At 33.0% G+C, this 16,644-nt stretch carries 19 protein-coding genes and 1 pseudogene; 4 read left to right on the top strand and 16 right to left on the bottom strand.

Annotated elements, in window-relative coordinates; all coding sequences use genetic code 11:
* Positions 1-4: 4 nt before the first annotated feature.
* Together accC and AC23L6_RS03985 are read right to left on the bottom strand one after the other, a co-directional pair.
* Positions 5-1,447: an acetyl-CoA carboxylase biotin carboxylase subunit gene (accC, locus tag AC23L6_RS03990; RefSeq protein WP_487562212.1), complete on the bottom strand. Its 1,443-nt coding sequence runs from the start codon at positions 1,445-1,447 to the stop codon at positions 5-7.
* 3 nt (positions 1,448-1,450) lie between these two features.
* Positions 1,451-1,936, bottom strand: a complete 486-nt coding sequence (locus tag AC23L6_RS03985; protein WP_487562214.1) for an acyl-CoA carboxylase biotin carboxyl carrier protein subunit — start codon at positions 1,934-1,936, stop codon at positions 1,451-1,453.
* Positions 1,937-2,126: 190 nt separating this feature from the next.
* On the opposite strand from AC23L6_RS03985, the gene bshC reads away from it, so the two are divergent.
* Complete coding sequence (gene bshC / locus AC23L6_RS03980; RefSeq protein ID WP_487562215.1) at positions 2,127-3,716, top strand: bacillithiol biosynthesis cysteine-adding enzyme BshC; 1,590 nt, start codon at positions 2,127-2,129, stop codon at positions 3,714-3,716.
* On the opposite strand, the gene AC23L6_RS03975 is transcribed toward bshC, so the two are convergent.
* Positions 3,705-4,931, bottom strand: a complete 1,227-nt coding sequence (locus AC23L6_RS03975) for an ATP-binding protein (protein WP_487562216.1) — start codon at positions 4,929-4,931, stop codon at positions 3,705-3,707. The two genes, bshC and AC23L6_RS03975, sit on opposite strands and share 12 nt — an antisense overlap.
* Before the next feature lie 224 nt (positions 4,932-5,155).
* Between AC23L6_RS03975 and AC23L6_RS03970 the strand changes: the two are divergent.
* From AC23L6_RS03970 to AC23L6_RS03960, 3 genes and pseudogenes are all read left to right on the top strand, one after another.
* A pseudogene (locus AC23L6_RS03970) lies at positions 5,156-5,230 on the top strand (hypothetical protein); the annotation flags it as partial.
* 138 nt (positions 5,231-5,368) lie between these two features.
* Positions 5,369-6,526: a T9SS type A sorting domain-containing protein gene (locus AC23L6_RS03965; protein ID WP_487562218.1), complete on the top strand. Its 1,158-nt coding sequence runs from the start codon at positions 5,369-5,371 to the stop codon at positions 6,524-6,526.
* Positions 6,527-6,655: 129 nt separating this feature from the next.
* Positions 6,656-7,075, top strand: coding sequence for a nucleoside-diphosphate kinase (locus tag AC23L6_RS03960; protein ID WP_487562219.1), 420 nt, complete (start codon positions 6,656-6,658; stop codon positions 7,073-7,075).
* A gap of 109 nt (positions 7,076-7,184) precedes the next feature.
* Here AC23L6_RS03960 and AC23L6_RS03955 read toward each other — a convergent pair whose 3' ends face one another.
* From AC23L6_RS03955 to AC23L6_RS03895, 13 genes are all read right to left on the bottom strand, one after another.
* Positions 7,185-7,481 carry a DciA family protein gene (locus AC23L6_RS03955; RefSeq protein WP_487562220.1) on the bottom strand — a complete coding sequence of 99 codons (297 nt, stop codon included), beginning with the start codon at positions 7,479-7,481 and terminating at the stop codon, positions 7,185-7,187.
* A complete protein-coding gene (locus tag AC23L6_RS03950; RefSeq protein WP_487562221.1) occupies positions 7,462-7,902 on the bottom strand; it encodes a hypothetical protein in 441 nt (146 codons plus the stop codon). Before AC23L6_RS03950 ends, AC23L6_RS03955 begins: the two co-directional genes overlap by 20 nt.
* Before the next feature lie 255 nt (positions 7,903-8,157).
* Positions 8,158-9,138 carry a signal recognition particle-docking protein FtsY gene (ftsY, locus tag AC23L6_RS03945; protein WP_487562222.1) on the bottom strand — a complete coding sequence of 327 codons (981 nt, stop codon included), beginning with the start codon at positions 9,136-9,138 and terminating at the stop codon, positions 8,158-8,160.
* Positions 9,139-9,254: 116 nt separating this feature from the next.
* Entirely contained in the window at positions 9,255-9,407 is a 153-nt protein-coding gene (locus tag AC23L6_RS03940) for a DUF4295 domain-containing protein (protein WP_487562223.1), read from the bottom strand.
* A gap of 7 nt (positions 9,408-9,414) precedes the next feature.
* Positions 9,415-9,597 (bottom strand): 50S ribosomal protein L33, encoded by a 183-nt coding sequence (gene rpmG / locus AC23L6_RS03935; RefSeq protein ID WP_017495179.1) that lies wholly within the window; start codon positions 9,595-9,597, stop codon positions 9,415-9,417.
* Between the two features lie 30 nt (positions 9,598-9,627).
* Positions 9,628-9,864 (bottom strand): 50S ribosomal protein L28, encoded by a 237-nt coding sequence (gene rpmB, locus AC23L6_RS03930; protein WP_144265613.1) that lies wholly within the window; start codon positions 9,862-9,864, stop codon positions 9,628-9,630.
* A 72-nt stretch (positions 9,865-9,936) separates the two neighbouring features.
* Complete coding sequence (locus AC23L6_RS03925; protein ID WP_487562224.1) at positions 9,937-11,190, bottom strand: competence/damage-inducible protein A; 1,254 nt, start codon at positions 11,188-11,190, stop codon at positions 9,937-9,939.
* A 15-nt stretch (positions 11,191-11,205) separates the two neighbouring features.
* On the bottom strand, positions 11,206-11,964 hold the full coding sequence (locus tag AC23L6_RS03920; RefSeq protein ID WP_487562225.1) for a hypothetical protein: 759 nt from the start codon (positions 11,962-11,964) through the stop codon (positions 11,206-11,208).
* A gap of 45 nt (positions 11,965-12,009) precedes the next feature.
* On the bottom strand, positions 12,010-12,354 hold the full coding sequence (locus tag AC23L6_RS03915; protein ID WP_487562226.1) for an Hpt domain-containing protein: 345 nt from the start codon (positions 12,352-12,354) through the stop codon (positions 12,010-12,012).
* Entirely contained in the window at positions 12,354-12,965 is a 612-nt protein-coding gene (locus AC23L6_RS03910) for a fumarylacetoacetate hydrolase family protein (RefSeq protein WP_487562227.1), read from the bottom strand. Before AC23L6_RS03910 ends, AC23L6_RS03915 begins: the two co-directional genes overlap by 1 nt.
* A gap of 75 nt (positions 12,966-13,040) precedes the next feature.
* Positions 13,041-13,811 (bottom strand): exonuclease domain-containing protein, encoded by a 771-nt coding sequence (locus tag AC23L6_RS03905; protein ID WP_487562228.1) that lies wholly within the window; start codon positions 13,809-13,811, stop codon positions 13,041-13,043.
* Between the two features lie 132 nt (positions 13,812-13,943).
* Complete coding sequence (locus AC23L6_RS03900) at positions 13,944-15,365, bottom strand: dihydrolipoamide acetyltransferase family protein (protein WP_487562230.1); 1,422 nt, start codon at positions 15,363-15,365, stop codon at positions 13,944-13,946.
* Between the two features lie 92 nt (positions 15,366-15,457).
* Positions 15,458-16,618 (bottom strand): glycosyltransferase family 2 protein, encoded by a 1,161-nt coding sequence (locus tag AC23L6_RS03895; RefSeq protein ID WP_487562231.1) that lies wholly within the window; start codon positions 16,616-16,618, stop codon positions 15,458-15,460.
* Positions 16,619-16,644 lie beyond the last annotated feature (26 nt).

The following is a 16,644-nucleotide window of genomic DNA, read 5'->3' as shown; positions in this document are numbered from 1 at the left end:
AACTTTATTGAATTGGTAATCGTACTATTTTTTGATCTTCAAAATATTGTTTTAATGCCACCAGAGCAGCTATTTCAGCTTCTTTCGCCATTTGAATTTTTAAAACGTCTGCATCATAATATTTTTTAACAAAATTGGTGTCAAATTTACCCGAACGGAAAGCTTCGTGTTCAAAAACAAACTTTCCAAAAGACAGGGTCGTCTTAACGCCTTCTATTTTATAGTCTTCAATTGCTTTGAGCATCACTTGAATGGCTTCTTCACGTGTTTTTCCATAAGTAATTAACTTGGCTAACATAGGGTCATAATAAATAGGAATGTCCATCCCTTGTTCAAAACCATTATCTACTCGAATTCCTTCTCCAACAGGCAACTGGTAAACGTCCAAATGTCCAACACTGGGTAAAAAATCATTCATTGGATCTTCCGCATACACACGCAATTCTACTGCATGTCCATTTATTTCCAAATCCTCTTGTTTAAAGGGTAATGCTTCTCCTCTAGCTACTCGTATTTGAAGTTCTACTAAATCAACTCCTGTTATCCATTCTGTTACAGGATGCTCAACTTGCAAACGGGTATTCATTTCGAGAAAATAAAAGTTATCATTTTCATCATATAAAAACTCTACTGTTCCCGCTCCTAGATAATCACAGGATTTTGCAACAAGAACTGCCGCTTCACCCATTTTTTTGCGAATTTCTGGAGTTAAAACTGAGGATGGTGCTTCTTCAACCACTTTTTGATGACGACGCTGAATACTGCATTCTCTTTCAAATAAATAGACTACATTTCCGTGACTATCGGCAATAATTTGAATTTCAATATGCCGTGAAGAAGCTACATATTTTTCAATGAAAACCGATCCATCTCCAAAAGCTGCAACCGCTTCACTGATAGCTCTATTCATCTGAGCTTCAAAATCTTTTTCATTTTCTACCACTCGCATTCCTTTTCCACCACCACCAGCCGATGCTTTAATTAAGATGGGAAACCCAATAGAAGTAGCCGTTTTCTTGGCTTCGTCAATATCAATAATGGCATGATCAACTCCAGGCACCATTGGGATATTGTAATGCATCACCGCTTCTTTTGCGGCTAACTTACTTCCCATGATTTCTATTGCTTTTGATTTTGGACCTATAAAAGTAATATTGTTTCTTTCGGCTTCTTCTGCAAATTCTGAATTTTCACTCAGAAATCCATAACCCGGATGGATAGCATCTACATTCAATACTTTGGCTACTTCAATAATTTTACTTCCTAATAAATAGGACTGACTTGATGGGGCTTCACCAATGCAAACGGCTTCATCAGCATATTTTACATGCAGAGCATTTCTATCGGCTGTGGAATAAACAGCTACCGTTTTAATCCCCATTTTTTTGGAGGTTTTCATTACCCGTATGGCTATTTCACCTCTATTGGCAACTAATATCTTTTTCATATATTATTCAAATTCAATTAACAAATGACCTTTAACTACAGCATCTCCAACAGCAACAGAAACCGATTTAATAGTACCATTACGTGGTGAAAGAAAACTATTTTCCATCTTCATTGCGCCAAGAATCAACAGGGTGTCATTTTCCTTAACAACCTGACCAACAGCCACAAAAATTTCAAGAATCAATCCCGGCATTGGAGCTTTTATGGAATTTATATGCTTTGTTGCACCTATCTCAAATCCCATTTCTTTAATAAGCCTATCCAATTCATTTGCAATAACTACTGAATAAGTGTTATTGTTAATAGTTACAGTATAGTTTTTGTGATTGAAATCCGAAGTTATAATTTCTGCCTGATAGGATTTATTTTCATGCAGAATATGAAATTTATTTTTTTCTACAGGTACTGCGTCTAGTTGAGCGGTATGGTTTTTATCTAAATCAAATTGAAAAGTAGAATTAACATTTACTCTATATTTTGTACTCATAAACCCATTTTTTAATTACTATCAAATTTAACAAAAAAAATCTGTTTTTTAACAATTTCAATCGATATAATTTCCAATTAAAGGATACCTTTTCCCATATAAAAATCATGATTTACTATCTTTTTGTTAATTCAAAAAAACATAACTTTACTTTTTGTTAATTTTACAAAAAATTAAGCCATTCCTAACCATGCCTACTGACTGCATAAGCTATCAAAATTCCGGATATTTTTCTGCTCTAATTAATGACTATTTAGACCAAAAGCCGAATTTAAAACCGCTATACAATCGTTTCCCTACTCTTGAAAATTTTAAGGCTCAAATAATCGAGAAAGAAGGTAATTTTAATCCAACACATAGAAAAGAACTGGTTGCTGTTTTACAGAATCAATATTCAGGTACAACTACTTCTGATAAAACGAAACAAAACATTAAATCACTTATACATTCAAATACCTTTACTATTACTACAGGACACCAATTGAATTTACTTACTGGACCATTATATTTTTTGTATAAAATAATTTCAACAATAAACCTAACAAAAGAACTTAAAGCAGCATATCCGAAGTATAATTTTGTACCTATATATTGGATGGCTACTGAAGACCATGATTTTGAAGAAATAAATTACTTCATTTTCAAAGGGAAAAAATTTCGTTGGAATACCGAAAGCAAAGGACCAGTTGGCAGATTATCAACAAAAGGCTTAGAGGAAGTTTTTGATGTTTTTTCTAAAGAAATAGGGACGAGTAACAATGCTAATGCGATAAAAAAGCTTTTTAAAGAAGCGTATCTCAACCACGCTAACTTAGCCGATGCCACACGCTTTCTAGCAAATGAGCTTTTTGGCGACCATGGACTTGTTATTCTTGATGCCGATACTCCAGATTTAAAAAGACAATTTATCCCTTTTATCAAAGACGAATTATGGAATCAAAGTTCCAATAAATTAGTTCTCGAAACTATAAAAAAATTAAAAGAATATACTGTTCAAGTAACTCCTCGTGAGATTAATTTATTTTACATAAATAATACTTTAAGAGAGCGAATTATTCTAGAAAATGGAGTTTACAAGGTGAACAATACCAAAATTCAATTTTCTAAAGCTGAAATTACTACTGAATTAGAAAAACATCCAGAGCGTTTTAGTCCAAATGTAATTTTGCGCCCTTTATACCAAGAAGTCATTTTACCCAATTTATGTTACATTGGCGGTGGAGGCGAAATTGCCTATTGGCTGGAATTGAAATCTATGTTTACTAATGCCAAAATAACTTTTCCAATACTTTTATTGCGAAATTCGGCTTTGTTGATTACTGAAAAACAAACCAAAAAAGCAGATAGATTAAATTTAACTTGGGAAAACCTATTCTCAAAACAAGAAGAGTTAGTAAATTTAAAAACAAAACAGTTTTCAGAATTTCCAATAGACCTTAGTATTCAAAAAGAAATTCTTAAAAAACAATTTGGGTATTTAAAAACTCTTGCTCATCAAACCGACACCTCTTTTATTGGAGCCGTAAAAGCTCAAGAAACTAAACAAATAAAAGGATTAGACAATCTTGAAAAACGACTACTAAAAGCTCAAAAACGAAAATATACTGACGAGTTAGAACGAATTATTGATTTGCAAAATCAATTATTCCCTCAAAAAAGTTTACAAGAACGTCAAGCTAATTTTTCAGAATTTTATTTGGAAAATGGAAATCTTCTATTTTCAAAATTAATTAATGAATTGAAACCTTTAGAAAATAAATTTAGTACTTTAAAAATCTAATAACCAACCAAATACGTTCAAATGTTTTACACCATTTCGGCTTTGAGTAAATGAGTCTGCTGTAAGTAGAAATTTCGGATAATTATCACTAATTTTTTCTAATGCTTTAAACTCTCTATCAATGGTGTTCTCGTTTGTCATTTGCCAAGCTATTTGGTAATATTCTATGTCGCCTTTCGGGGTTTTGCATACAAAATCTACTTCGCTGTTACGACTTGTTCCTGTCCAAATTTTATAACCTCTACGAAGTAATTCAAGATAAACAACGTTTTCTAAAATGTGTCCTCTGTCAGTAGTGCGATCTTTGCCAACTAAAATATCAAGTAGTCCTACATCTACTATATAATATTTTTCTTGAGTGGCTAACAACTTTTTGCCCTTAATATCAAAGCGGTTTACTTTGTAAAACACAAAACTTGCTACTAAGTATTCTAAATATTTTTCAACAGTTGCGTGATGTATGCTTTGTCCGTCTTGCTTTAATGTTTTGGAAATGTTGCTTGGCGAAAGTGCGTTACCAATATTTGATGCAACAAATTTTACAATGTTTCCAAAAGCTCGTTTGTCGTTAATTTGATGTCGTTGTGTGATGTCTTTTTCAACTATGGTTGCGTAAATCGCTTCTAAGTATTCGTAGATTTTATCAAAACCACTTTCACGCAATTCAATACCTTTCGGTAGCGATGTTTCATTTACATAGTCAAAAAACAACGCTTCATAATTAAGATATTTATTACCTATGTCTATACTACGCGCGGTGAGATATTCGTTGAATGAAAAAGGTAAAATAGAAATTTCAATATAGCGACCACTTAATAAAGTGGCTAATTCGCTACTCAACAAAAATGCGTTTGAACCCGTAATATAAACATCCACATTTTCGGTTGCAAAAAGTCCATCAACCAATTTTTCAAAAAGAGGAATATTCTGAACTTCATCTAAAAAAACATAGTTAAGTGCATCCACTTGTAGTTTTTTTTTGATTTCAAAATAAATGTTATCCCAGTTTTTGTTGAGATAGTTTTCGGGTAATTCAAAATTGTAAAACTGAATCTGGTGCCTTCCAACACCCAGTTTTAGTAATTGCTCTCGATACAATTCTAAAAGGGTTGATTTGCCCGACCTACGCAAACCACTTATTACTTTTATAAGGTCTTTGTCTTTGTAGGAGAGTATTTTTCTAATGTATTCTTTACGATTTGTATAATTTGCCATAAAGCAAAAATAGAAAATAAATTATCAAAACTTGCAATTTTTACAAGTTTTGATAATTTAAAATAACTGTCTCCTATTTGAATACCTTAAACGACTACTAAAAGCTCAAAAACGAAAAATATACTGACGAGTTAGAACGAATTATTGATTTGCAAAATCAATAATTCCCTCAAGAAAGTTTACAAGAACGTCAAGCTAATTTTTCAGAATTTTATTTAGAATATAGTGACATTTTAATTGAAAAGTTATTCACTAATTTAAACCCGCTAGAGCATCAATTCTGGCGCATCACATTCTAATAAATTAGAACAACTTCAAAATCGCATAAAATATTATCAACACGAAAACGTTTGCGTCTTTATATTTTTTTCATACGTGTTTTTTTAACGTATTTTTTCAGTACTTTTATAAAATATTAATTTAAACACAATTTTATTATGAAAAAAAGAGTACTTTATTTATTTGTTGTCGTATTCATGTTGAGTTTTGGCGCAAAAGCTGCTAACCCTGTGGTTTCCCTAACAGGAGCAGGTGTAGGCGGATGGGGAGTTGACACCGATTTAACTACTACAGATGGTATTACTTACACAATTAGCGGATTAGTTGTTGCTCCAACTGACGGTAGTACTGAAATAAAATTCCGTCAAGACCATGACTGGACTATTAACTGGGGAGCTGCTTCATGGCCTTCAGGAACAGGTACACAAGCAGGAGCAAACATTCCTGCAATTGCTGGAACGTATGATGTAACTTTTAACATTACCACAGGGGCCTATACCTTTGAAGGCGGACCAGTAATATCTGTTGTAAAATTAGTAGGAACTGCTACGGCAGCTGAAGGTATTACTATGGTTACTGGAGATGGTTCTATTTATAAAGTAACTTCAACATTTACAGAAGGCACACTTCAGTTTGATATTGATGGAGCTCTTGCTGGTGGAACAGGTTACCCTACAGGAAATGCAGATGCTGATACAAATTTCATTCCTGTACCTGCTGGAATATTTACTGTTACATTTGATTTGAATACTGGAGATTATAGTTTTGCGTTCCCTACTGTTAGCCTTACAGGTGCTGGTGTAGGTGGTTGGGGTGTTGATACCGATTTGACTACTGTTGATGGTGTTACCTATACTATTAATGGACTTGTTGTCGCTGCTTCTGGCGATCCTGCAAGTTCAGAGATAAAATTCCGTCAAGATCACGCTTGGACAGTTTCTTGGGGTGGTGCTGGTTGGCCAGCGGGAACAAATGATGGAATTAATAACATTCCTGCTGTAGATGGAACTTACAACGTTACTTTCAATATTATAACTGGAGAATATACATTTGACGATGGTTTATCAACAAAAGGATTTAGCTCTGCTAACTTTAAAGTATATCCAAACCCAACACAAAACGTTTGGAACTTTAATTCAACTAGCGAAAGAATAGAATCAGTTAGAATCGTTGATGTTTTAGGTAAAAATGTACTAACCGTTTCTCCTAAATCTAACAATGCTTCTGTAGATGCTACTATCTTAACAAAAGGAATCTATTTTGCTAAAATAGCTACTGCTAAAGCAACTGAAACTATTAAATTGATGAAAAACTAAAAACTAGTTTCTTTCAATTTTGAAAATCCCTTACTAGAAATAGTGAGGGATTTTTTTTGCAAAAAACTATTTGATTTTAAAAATCAATGAATAAACACTACTTTTGCACCCGAATTAAAAAACATAAAAATGGCTACAAATAGAACATTTACAATGATTAAACCTGATGCTGTTGAAAATGGACACATCGGAGGAATATTAAATATGATTACAGAAGCAGGCTTCAGAATTGTTTCTTTGAAATTAACACAACTTACCGTGGCTGATGCCAAAGCATTTTATGCTGTACACGCTGAAAGACCTTTTTATGGAGAGTTAGTACAATTTATGTCAAGAGGTCCAATTGTTGCCGCTATTTTAGAAAAAGAAAACGCTATTGAAGATTTCAGAACCTTAATTGGAGCGACTAACCCTGCTGAGGCTGCCGAAGGAACAATTCGTAAAAAATATGCTACCTCAATTGGAGAAAATGCCGTTCACGGTTCTGATAGCGATGAAAATGCAGCTATTGAAAGCGCTTTTCATTTTGCAGGAAGAGAACAATTCTAATTTAGGATTTATATCATTACTAAAAATCCCATTTTCCTTTTGATAAATGGGATTTTTTTATTCATATAACTAAACTGAATACTAAAAGCTGAACACTGACCACTCTCTATTATCTCAAAACAACAGCGGTAATAAGCTCACGCTTGAGTTCGTCATTGATCATTTTGATGATTTTGTCTTTTCCGTAACTCAATTCCTCACGTAAAACTGCCGAAGTTAGTTCAACATACAATGTGTTTCCTTTCAGTTGTATATTCTTAGTATAATTGTTCACCCCTTTACCCATTAAGGAAACCCAAGCTTCTTTAACCAAAACTTGATCCATTCCCGATTGCAGTTTATTTACTTGGATAATCTCTTTAAGAACATCACCAATGGAACTCTCGTTATTTAACCTCTTTGCCATTATCTGTTAAGTTTATTGGAGCTGTTTTTTTGTAATGATATTCATTTTTAGCATCATTTACCAGTATCAACTCATTGTCAGAAAGCAATCGCAGTTCTTCCTTCCACTTTGAGAAAGAGGTACTATAGTAAATAAAATATGTTTCTCCTGACTGTTTGATTTCTATCTTTTCAAAATCATTATTGACTAGAAATGTTCCATCTAGTTGAGGTGTTACTTTTTTACGAAATCCTTTATTGTTTTTTACTTCAAAATAATCAAATGTTTGATTTATAGTATAGTCTTTTTGCTTACCATCAGCAAAATTCACCTTTTCAATCTCCCAATAACCGTTAATTTTAGGAATATCTAATGATGTCACTTTCTTTGTACAAGAAAATGATTGTATGGAAATAAAGACAATTAGTACTATTTTTTTCATAAAAATAAACTGTTTAAAAAACGGTTTGGTCATTACGCAAAGACTATCAACGAGAATCAATACTCTATGTCAATGATTATTTTGAATTGAGGAATTTATAAATTCCAAAAACAATAATGGAAACACATAAAATTCCAAAAAAATCATAAAAAATAGAATCCGTATCTATAAATGTTTGTCCAATTATATAAAGTAATGCTGCTAAAAGATAAATATAAACAGACTTTACATTCTTTAATCTCTCTAACATAATTATTATTTAAAAAAGGAATCCACAAATTCGTATTTATTAAAAACCTGTAAATCTTCGATGCCTTCACCTACTCCAATATATTTTACAGGAATTTGAAATTGGTCTGAAATACCTATAACCACACCACCTTTAGCAGTTCCGTCAAGTTTGGTTACTGCTAATGAAGTTACTTCAGTTGCCGCGGTGAATTGTTTGGCTTGTTCAAAAGCATTTTGACCCGTAGAACCATCTAAAACTAATAACACATCGTGAGGCGCATCTGCTACCACTTTTTGCATTACTCGTTTTACCTTAGTTAATTCATTCATCAAATTAACTTTGTTGTGCAAACGTCCAGCAGTATCAATAATAACAATATCGGCATTTTGAGAAACCGCAGATTGTAACGTATCGAAAGCCACTGAAGCGGGATCACTACCCATTTGTTGTTTTACTAACGGAACGCCTACTCTATCTGCCCAAACTTGTAATTGATCAATTGCAGCCGCACGAAAAGTATCTGCAGCTCCAAGAACCACTTTATAGCCTTGCTTCTTAAACTGATGAGCTAATTTGCCTATAGTGGTTGTTTTACCCACTCCATTAACGCCAACAACCATCAAAACATAAGGTTTGGTATTTACTGGAATTACAAATTCTGTTGCTTCTCCTAAATTAGTTTCCGAAAGTAATCCCGAAATTTCATCACGAAGAATTTGATTGAGTTCCTCTGTTCCAAGATATTTATCTTCTGCAACTCGCTTTTCGATACGGGATATAATTTTAAGAGTTGTATTAACACCAACATCAGAAGATACAAGAACTTCCTCTAAATTATCGAGAACATCATCATCAACTTTTGATTTCCCAGCTACTGCTTTTGTCAGTTTAGAGAAAAAAGAAACTTTAGATTTCTCCAAACCTTTGTCTAAGGTTTGCTTATCTTGTTCGCTTAAGATAGGCTCTTTCTTTTCTGATGAAAATATTTTCTTAAAAAAACTCATTTGATTGTATCGTTAGATGTTTAAATCTTGTGATTATTGAAAAACTCTGCAAATATAAAAAATAAAAAAGCTACTTCGAAATGAAAGTAGCTTTTCTATGTATTGTATAAATTTATTTATTTCTTTTTCAAGAACTCATCAACTGCTTCAGGAGACATAATAGATTCAACGAATGTATATGCGCCTGTTTTAGGAGATTTTACCATTTTTATGGCTTTTGATAATCTTTTTGAAGCTGTTTGTAACGATGCTACGGTTTTCTTTGCCATGACTTAATTATTTAATTTCTTTATGAACAGTTACACGTTTCAAGATTGGATTGAATTTTTTAATCTCTAATCTATCTGGAGTATTTTTTTTGTTCTTAGTTGTTATGTATCTTGATGTACCTGCAACACCAGAAGTTTTGTGTTCAGTACATTCTAAAATTACTTGGATTCTATTACCTTTCTTTGCCATCTTGCTGTATATTTAATTAGGAATAATAGATTATTTAATAAATCCTTCAGTCTGTGCTTTTTTCAAAACAGCAGCTATTCCATTTTTATTGATTGTTTTTATTGTAGATGCAGCCACTCTAAGAGTAATCCATCTGTCTTCTTCTGGAAGATAAAAACGCTTTTTTACTAAGTTTACAGAAAACTTTCTCTTAGTTTTGTTCATAGCATGAGAAACGTTATTTCCCACCATCGCTCTTTTACCTGTAAGGTCACAAACTCTTGACATTATACTTATCTTTTATCGTTATTCAAAATCAGGGTGCAAAGAAACAAAAAATAAACCTATAATACAAAATTATTAAAGCAGATTTTTTAAAATTTCTTTCTGTACCATTTCGAGGCTTTTATTTACCGCTCTGTCAATTACTTTGTCTCTTGGCTGACCAAAATTAAACTCTTGAATAACAACATCTTGAGGTGTTGCAACAGCTATAAAAACAGTTCCGATTTCTGCTTTCGAATCTCCTTTTGAAGGCCCTGCATTGCCTGTAGTAGCAATGGCATAATCAGTTTTCATGATTTTTTTTACGTTGAGAGCCATTTCTTTTACTACTTCGGCACTCACAACTGAATGTTGATTGATTAAAGTTTCATCTATTCCCAAAAGATTAATTTTTACCTCAGTTGCATAGCAAACAATACTTCCTTTAAAGTAGCTAGAAGCACCAGCTACTGAAGTTAAAACTTCGGCTATTTTACCACCCGTACAACTTTCGGCGGTAGCAATAGTATTTTTGTATTGCTTTAACAATCTTCCTATAACTGTCTCAATGGTTTCATCGTCGTCAAATCCTACTATAACATCACTTATTATCTCAGTCAGAGACGCTACATTTTCTTCAATAGCTTTTTCTAAAATAGTTTTATCAGTGCCTCTTGCTGAGAGACGCAATCGGACTCTTCCAGGATTGGGTAAATAGGCCAATTTGATGAAAGTTGGCAAATTGTTTTCCCATTCCTCAATACGTTCCGCTAATTTGCTTTCGCCTTCTCCGTAGGTTAAAATGGTTTTATGAATAATGTAGGGACGCTCATATTCTTTAACTAATTTAGGGACAACTACATTTTCTATAAGATGTTTCATCTCATAAGGAACTCCAGGCAACGAAATAAAAACGGTATTTTCTTTCTTCATCCACATGCCAGGTGCAGTTCCCATTTGATTGTGCAAAACAACACATTTAGATGGAACCAAAGCTTGATCTTTATTGAGTTGAGTTATAGGACGTTTGTAAAATCCTTCAATCATTTGGGTTACATGAGCAAGAACCGATTCGTTTACCACCAACTTATCTCCAAAATATTCACAAAAAGTATGCTTGGTAATATCGTCTTTGGTAGGGCCTAAACCACCAGTTATAATGACTAAATCGACCTTGTTTTGTAGCTGAGAAAACGTATTTAAGATATGTTGCTTGTCATCTGAAATAGAAATCATTTCACAGGTTTCTATTCCTATCCTATCCAATGATTTGGCTATAAAACCCGAATTGGTATCGATTATTTGACCGATAAGAATTTCGTCGCCAATAGTAACTATGGTTGCTTTCATTTGTTAGTTTGGGATTTAAAAGGAGAACATAAGAGATTTACTTTTCAATTTTTTTATAGAAATATTTGATAAAGAATCTCTTCTTTTAATAACATCTGGATTAGTATAATCACATTCCTCTGGAATTGTGACATATTTATTAATCCTAGCATACTGCTTTAGTTTGTGGAAAAAGGAATATTTCTTCTTGTTAAAAGATAACAAAAACATCTCCTTAGGAATACCATTTGGAATATTTTTTTCCAATTTCCACTCTTCATAAGTTGTTGAGAATTCTAAAATAGGAAGATGAAAAGAAGTGTTTTTTTCAATAATAAAATGTTCAGTAGCGAGTTTTTTCCTTTTTTCTTTTTTTGGTTTATTTGATTTAAGAAAATAATGAGAATAATGTTGACCTTCAATTATCGTATCGGATTTATTTATGAAATCATAATTTTTAGTTTGATACTTATATGGATTGCTATATCCTGAAACAACTCCACAGTTTAGCGTTACAAACTCAGCTCTACTAAAACTTTTTTTATCAAGAATCGACTTAGAGTATATACCATTTTGATCGAAAAAATTAAGTACAAAATTCAGACTGTCTTTTTCGAATATTCTTAAAATATAGCTATTATCTTTTGAATTGGTAAGAATGTATTCTTTTCTAACCTTTGAAGTATCAGTATCTTTTAAATCATATTCCATCATATAGTCAAATAAATATTTCTTTTGACCAAATGATGGAATACCAATTAATACAATTAAAAACAGTATTATTTTATATTTCATATTTTGAGGTTGACTTGTTTCATTTACTGCCAACACACTTAAATACTACAAGTTAAAATCTTTTGAGATTTCTTTAACCGCTTTCTCAATTTGAGATTCAACGCTATCAAAAGTAGCTTTTATTTCTTTTCTTTTGCCCTCGGCTTTGGTCCAAGCTTCTATTTGAAGGATTTCTTCAAAAGCTACATTCATTCCTAATAAATCCAAAGAAGGTTTTATTTTATGAGCATAACTGTATGCTAATTTGTGGTCTTTGGTTTTAATCCCCAATTTTATCTGTATTAAATCGACCGGGACTTCCGTTACAAAAAGTGTGAGGATTTGGTTTACAAATTCAGGATCATTATCTGAAAGTGCATATACTTTTGCTAAGTTATAGTTTAGTGCCATTATTTTACTTGTATTCTAAATAGTTTATTATTTTCTAAAAATCCTTCTAAAACGTCGTTTGGTTTTATTGCTGCTACTCCATCAGGCGTTCCTGTAAAAATAATATCTCCAATTTTAAGTGTAAAAAATTGAGAAACATAGGATATAATCTCGTCAATTTTCCACAACATCAGACTGGAATTTCCTTTTTGAACCGTTTTTCCGTTATTTGTTAATTCAAAATTAAGACTTTCCAGCGAACTAAAAACTTTTTTCGACATAAAGTCACCTATTACCGCTGAACCGTCAAAAGCTTTAGACTTTTCCCAAGGCAAACCTTTAGCTATCAACTTTTCCTGTAAATCGCGAGCAGTAAAATCCAAACCAACACTTATTTCGTCATAATACTTGTGGGCAAATTTTGGTTCTATGTATTTTCCTACTTTATTAATTCTCACGATAAGTTCAATTTCATGATGCACTTCGTTTGAAAATTCAGGAATTACAAACGGATGTTGTTTTAACAAAACTGCCGAATCTGGCTTCAAAAAAACAACTGGTTCGTCAGGACGTTCACTGCTTAATTCTTCTATATGTTTGGTATAATTTCTACCTATGCAGATAATTTTCATTTTTTTAAGTAATTAGTAACTAGTGAATAGTAATTAGCGAGAAAACTATTCACCAATTACTATTCACTAATCACTCTATTTAGTATTCATTTTTCTTAATTTAATAGCGGTAAGAACTTTTTTAGTATACAAAGGAAAATCCGCATTTTGTAGCCATCCAAAATAACCTGGCTCTTCTTCAAGCACTTTGTCTACTTTTACCCCTTTATGTTTTCCGAAAGAGAAAACCTCATCACCATCTTTATCATACCCAATAAAACCTGCAAAATCAGCTGTTTTTTTTCTGGTTGTAAATTCGGCTAATGATTTCATATCATTCTCTAATTCTGGATACTTATCTAATTGAGCTTTGAGAATTTCGTAAGTTGCCATAGTATCAGCTTCGGCAGAATGCGCATTATCAAGGCTTTTGCCACAATAAAATTTCAAAGCTGCGCTCAAAGTTCGCTCTTCCATTTTATGAAAAATGGTCTGCACATCAACCGAAACGCGACTTTTCATGTCAAAGTCTACGCCGGCACGGAGTAACTCTTCTGCTAATAATGGAATATCAAATCTATCCGAATTAAATCCAGCCAAATCACTATCTTTAATCATATTATAGACTTGCGAAGCTAACTCTTTAAATGTTGGTTCATTTGCTACTTTCTCATTAGTAATCCCGTGAACCGCAATTACATTTGGCGGAATCACCATTTCTGGATTCACCAACCACGTTTTACTTTCTTTGTTTCCGTTGGGAAACACTTTTAATATAGAGATTTCTACAATTCGGTCTTTGGCTACTTCAATTCCAGTAGTTTCAAGGTCAAAAAAGCAGATGGGTTTCTTTAATTTGAGTTCCATTTTTGAATTTTAGGATTACAAATATAGAGTTTTGAAGCTACCGTTTATCGATTTTTTATAAAGTTTTTCTTAAAATTAAAAACCCGACAAACTTTAAAAATTTGTCGGGTTGAATAACTAAATTATATCGTATCAAATTGTTCTTTTCTCATCAAAAGCTTCTAAATATTCTGCAACACGTTTGATAAAACTTCCGCCTAGAGCGCCATCAACAACTCTATGATCATAACTGTGAGACAAAAACATTTTCTTGCGAATTCCTATAAAATCACCTTCGGGAGTTTCTATAACTGCAGGCACTTTACGAATAGCTCCTAAAGCTAAAATTCCAACTTGTGGTTGATTGATAATTGGTGTACCAAAAACACTACCGAAAGTTCCCACATTGGTTACTGTGTAGGTTCCGCCTTGAATATCGTCTGGTTTTAATTGATTATTTTTAGCTCGGAAAGACAAATCATTAACTGCTTTCGCCATTCCTAATAAATTCAACTGATCGGCATTTTTAATAACCGGAACAATTAAATTCCCATTAGGCAAAGCAGCTGCCATTCCAAGATTGATGTTTTTCTTTTTAATAATGTAATCACCTTCTACTGAAATATTCATCATTGGGAAATCTTTCAATGCTTTGGCGATGATTTCCATAAAAATGGGAGTGAACGTTAACTTTTCGCCTTCTCTTTTTTCAAAAGCATCCTTATGTTTTTCTCTCCAATCCCAAATTGTAGTTACATCAACCTCTATAAATGATTGCACATGAGCCGAAGTTTGAACAGACTGAATCATGTATCCAGAAATAAGCTTACGCATTCTGTCCATTTCTATGATTTCGTCTTGACCATTTACAGAAACTGGTGCTGCTTTCTGACTGGTTTGTTTTGCTGGTTCAGCAACTGGAGTTGCTGATTGAGTATTTGCAGTTGGTGCTATTTCAGGTTGAGGAATTACTTTCGGTGCTTCATGCTTCACCTCTTCAGTTACTACAGGAGCCTGTTGTTTTTCAGCTAGAATTTTATTTCTGTTGATTATATAATCTAAAATATCATTTTTAGTAACACGTCCTTCGTTCCCAGAGCCATTAATTTGCTCTAATTCAGAAACTGAAATTCCTTCTTCTCTAGCAATATTTCTAACCAAAGGTGAAAAGAATTTTTCGGAATGTGAAAAGTCTTGCTTTGAAGGGCTCGCTGGTGCAGCTACAAAATCTTTAGCTGCCTCGACAGTTTTGGCAACTTCTTGAACAGCAATTGGTTCAACGATTGTAGGAGCAGGAGCACTTTCAACTTTTGCAGGTTCAGGAATAGCACCACTACCCGTTTCAATAATAGCAATGGTTTGACCCACTTTTACCAAATCGTCTTTTTGAAAAAGTTTTTCAACTAAAACACCTGAAACTTCTGAAGGTACTTCGCTGTCTACCTTATCGGTAGCAATCTCAAGAACAGCTTCGTCCATTTCGATGCTGTCGCCTACTTCTTTCAACCAATTTGTTATAGTTGCTTCTGCAACACTTTCTCCCATTTTAGGAAGTTTCAATTCGAATTTTGCCATATTGCTATCCTAACGGTGCTTTTTACTTTCAGCTTGCGAAATTAACTATTCCTTTTTATTTTTTGTTAAGAATTATTGAATTTCCTAATTCTTTACTTACTAATTTTGATTACTTGACCTCTATCATTGCTGGTATTACTACCAATAATAAAATGTGTTTTCTGGGGCAAAATCTTAAAAGTGCGGTTCGTTTTTTTTAACTCTTCCATACTTTGAATAATCGATTTAAAACTCCAATAATTATTATCAAAGATAATTTCAACTCTTACATTACCGAGTGTAAGCGAATTTATAGTATTTTTCTTTGTAGAATCAACAAGCTCGACTTTATTTCCTAACAAGTTTTCAACTATTTCTCTCGTGTTTTCATCTTCTGATAACACTAGATATTCATCTGGTTTTTGAGAAATAGTACTCGCTTGATTTTTCTTAAACAATGTAAAAAAGAAGGCTCCTATTTTCAAAAAAACATCAAAAAAAACGGATACTCTAAAATGTTTTTGATAGAAAAAATGCATGGCTTGCTGAAACCGTTTCATGTAGACAGCATCTCTTACTGTGCTTTCACCTTTGTAGTGAATAACAGAAGTTTCATGGAAATAATAGTTTGATTTCCCTTTTTGTAAAACCATGTATGACAAATCGATATCGTCTGAATACATAAAACAATCTTCGTCAAAACCACCTACTTCAAGATACAATTCTCGTTTCATCACCATAAATGCTCCCACTAAAATATCCACTTTTCCCGTTTCGTTTTCGTTCAAATACTGGGCATAATATTTCCCGAAGATTTTAGATTTTGGAAACAACTTATACAGCCCTACTATTTTTGTAAATGCCACAAATGGAGTTGGCACACCGCGTTTACTTTCTGGGAGAAAATTTCCAGCACCATCTATTAATTTACAGCCTACAATTCCCAAATCAAGTTTTGTTTTTGCAAATGCTATTATCTTTTCAAAAGTATCTTCGGCAACAACAGTGTCTGGATTGAGTATGCAAATGTATTCGCCTTTGGCTTCTTTTACACCAATATTATTCCCTTTTGGAAACCCAAAATTGCCTTTATTCTCTATAAGCGTAACTGTTGGAAAACGTTGTTTCATCATGGCACAACTGTCATCAGACGAATTGTTATCGACAACAATAATTTCTGCATCCATGTTTTGTATAGCATTTTGAACGCTCAAAACACATAGCTCTAAGAAATAGCGTACATTATAATTGAGGATGATGACGGATAGTTGCATTTTTCAAAGATATATTTTAAGTTGTA

This window comes from Flavobacterium sp. R1_16, from assembly GCF_057652095.1.
Note: the sequence above shows the minus strand (reverse complement) of the source record. Positions and strands in the feature narration are given on the sequence as shown.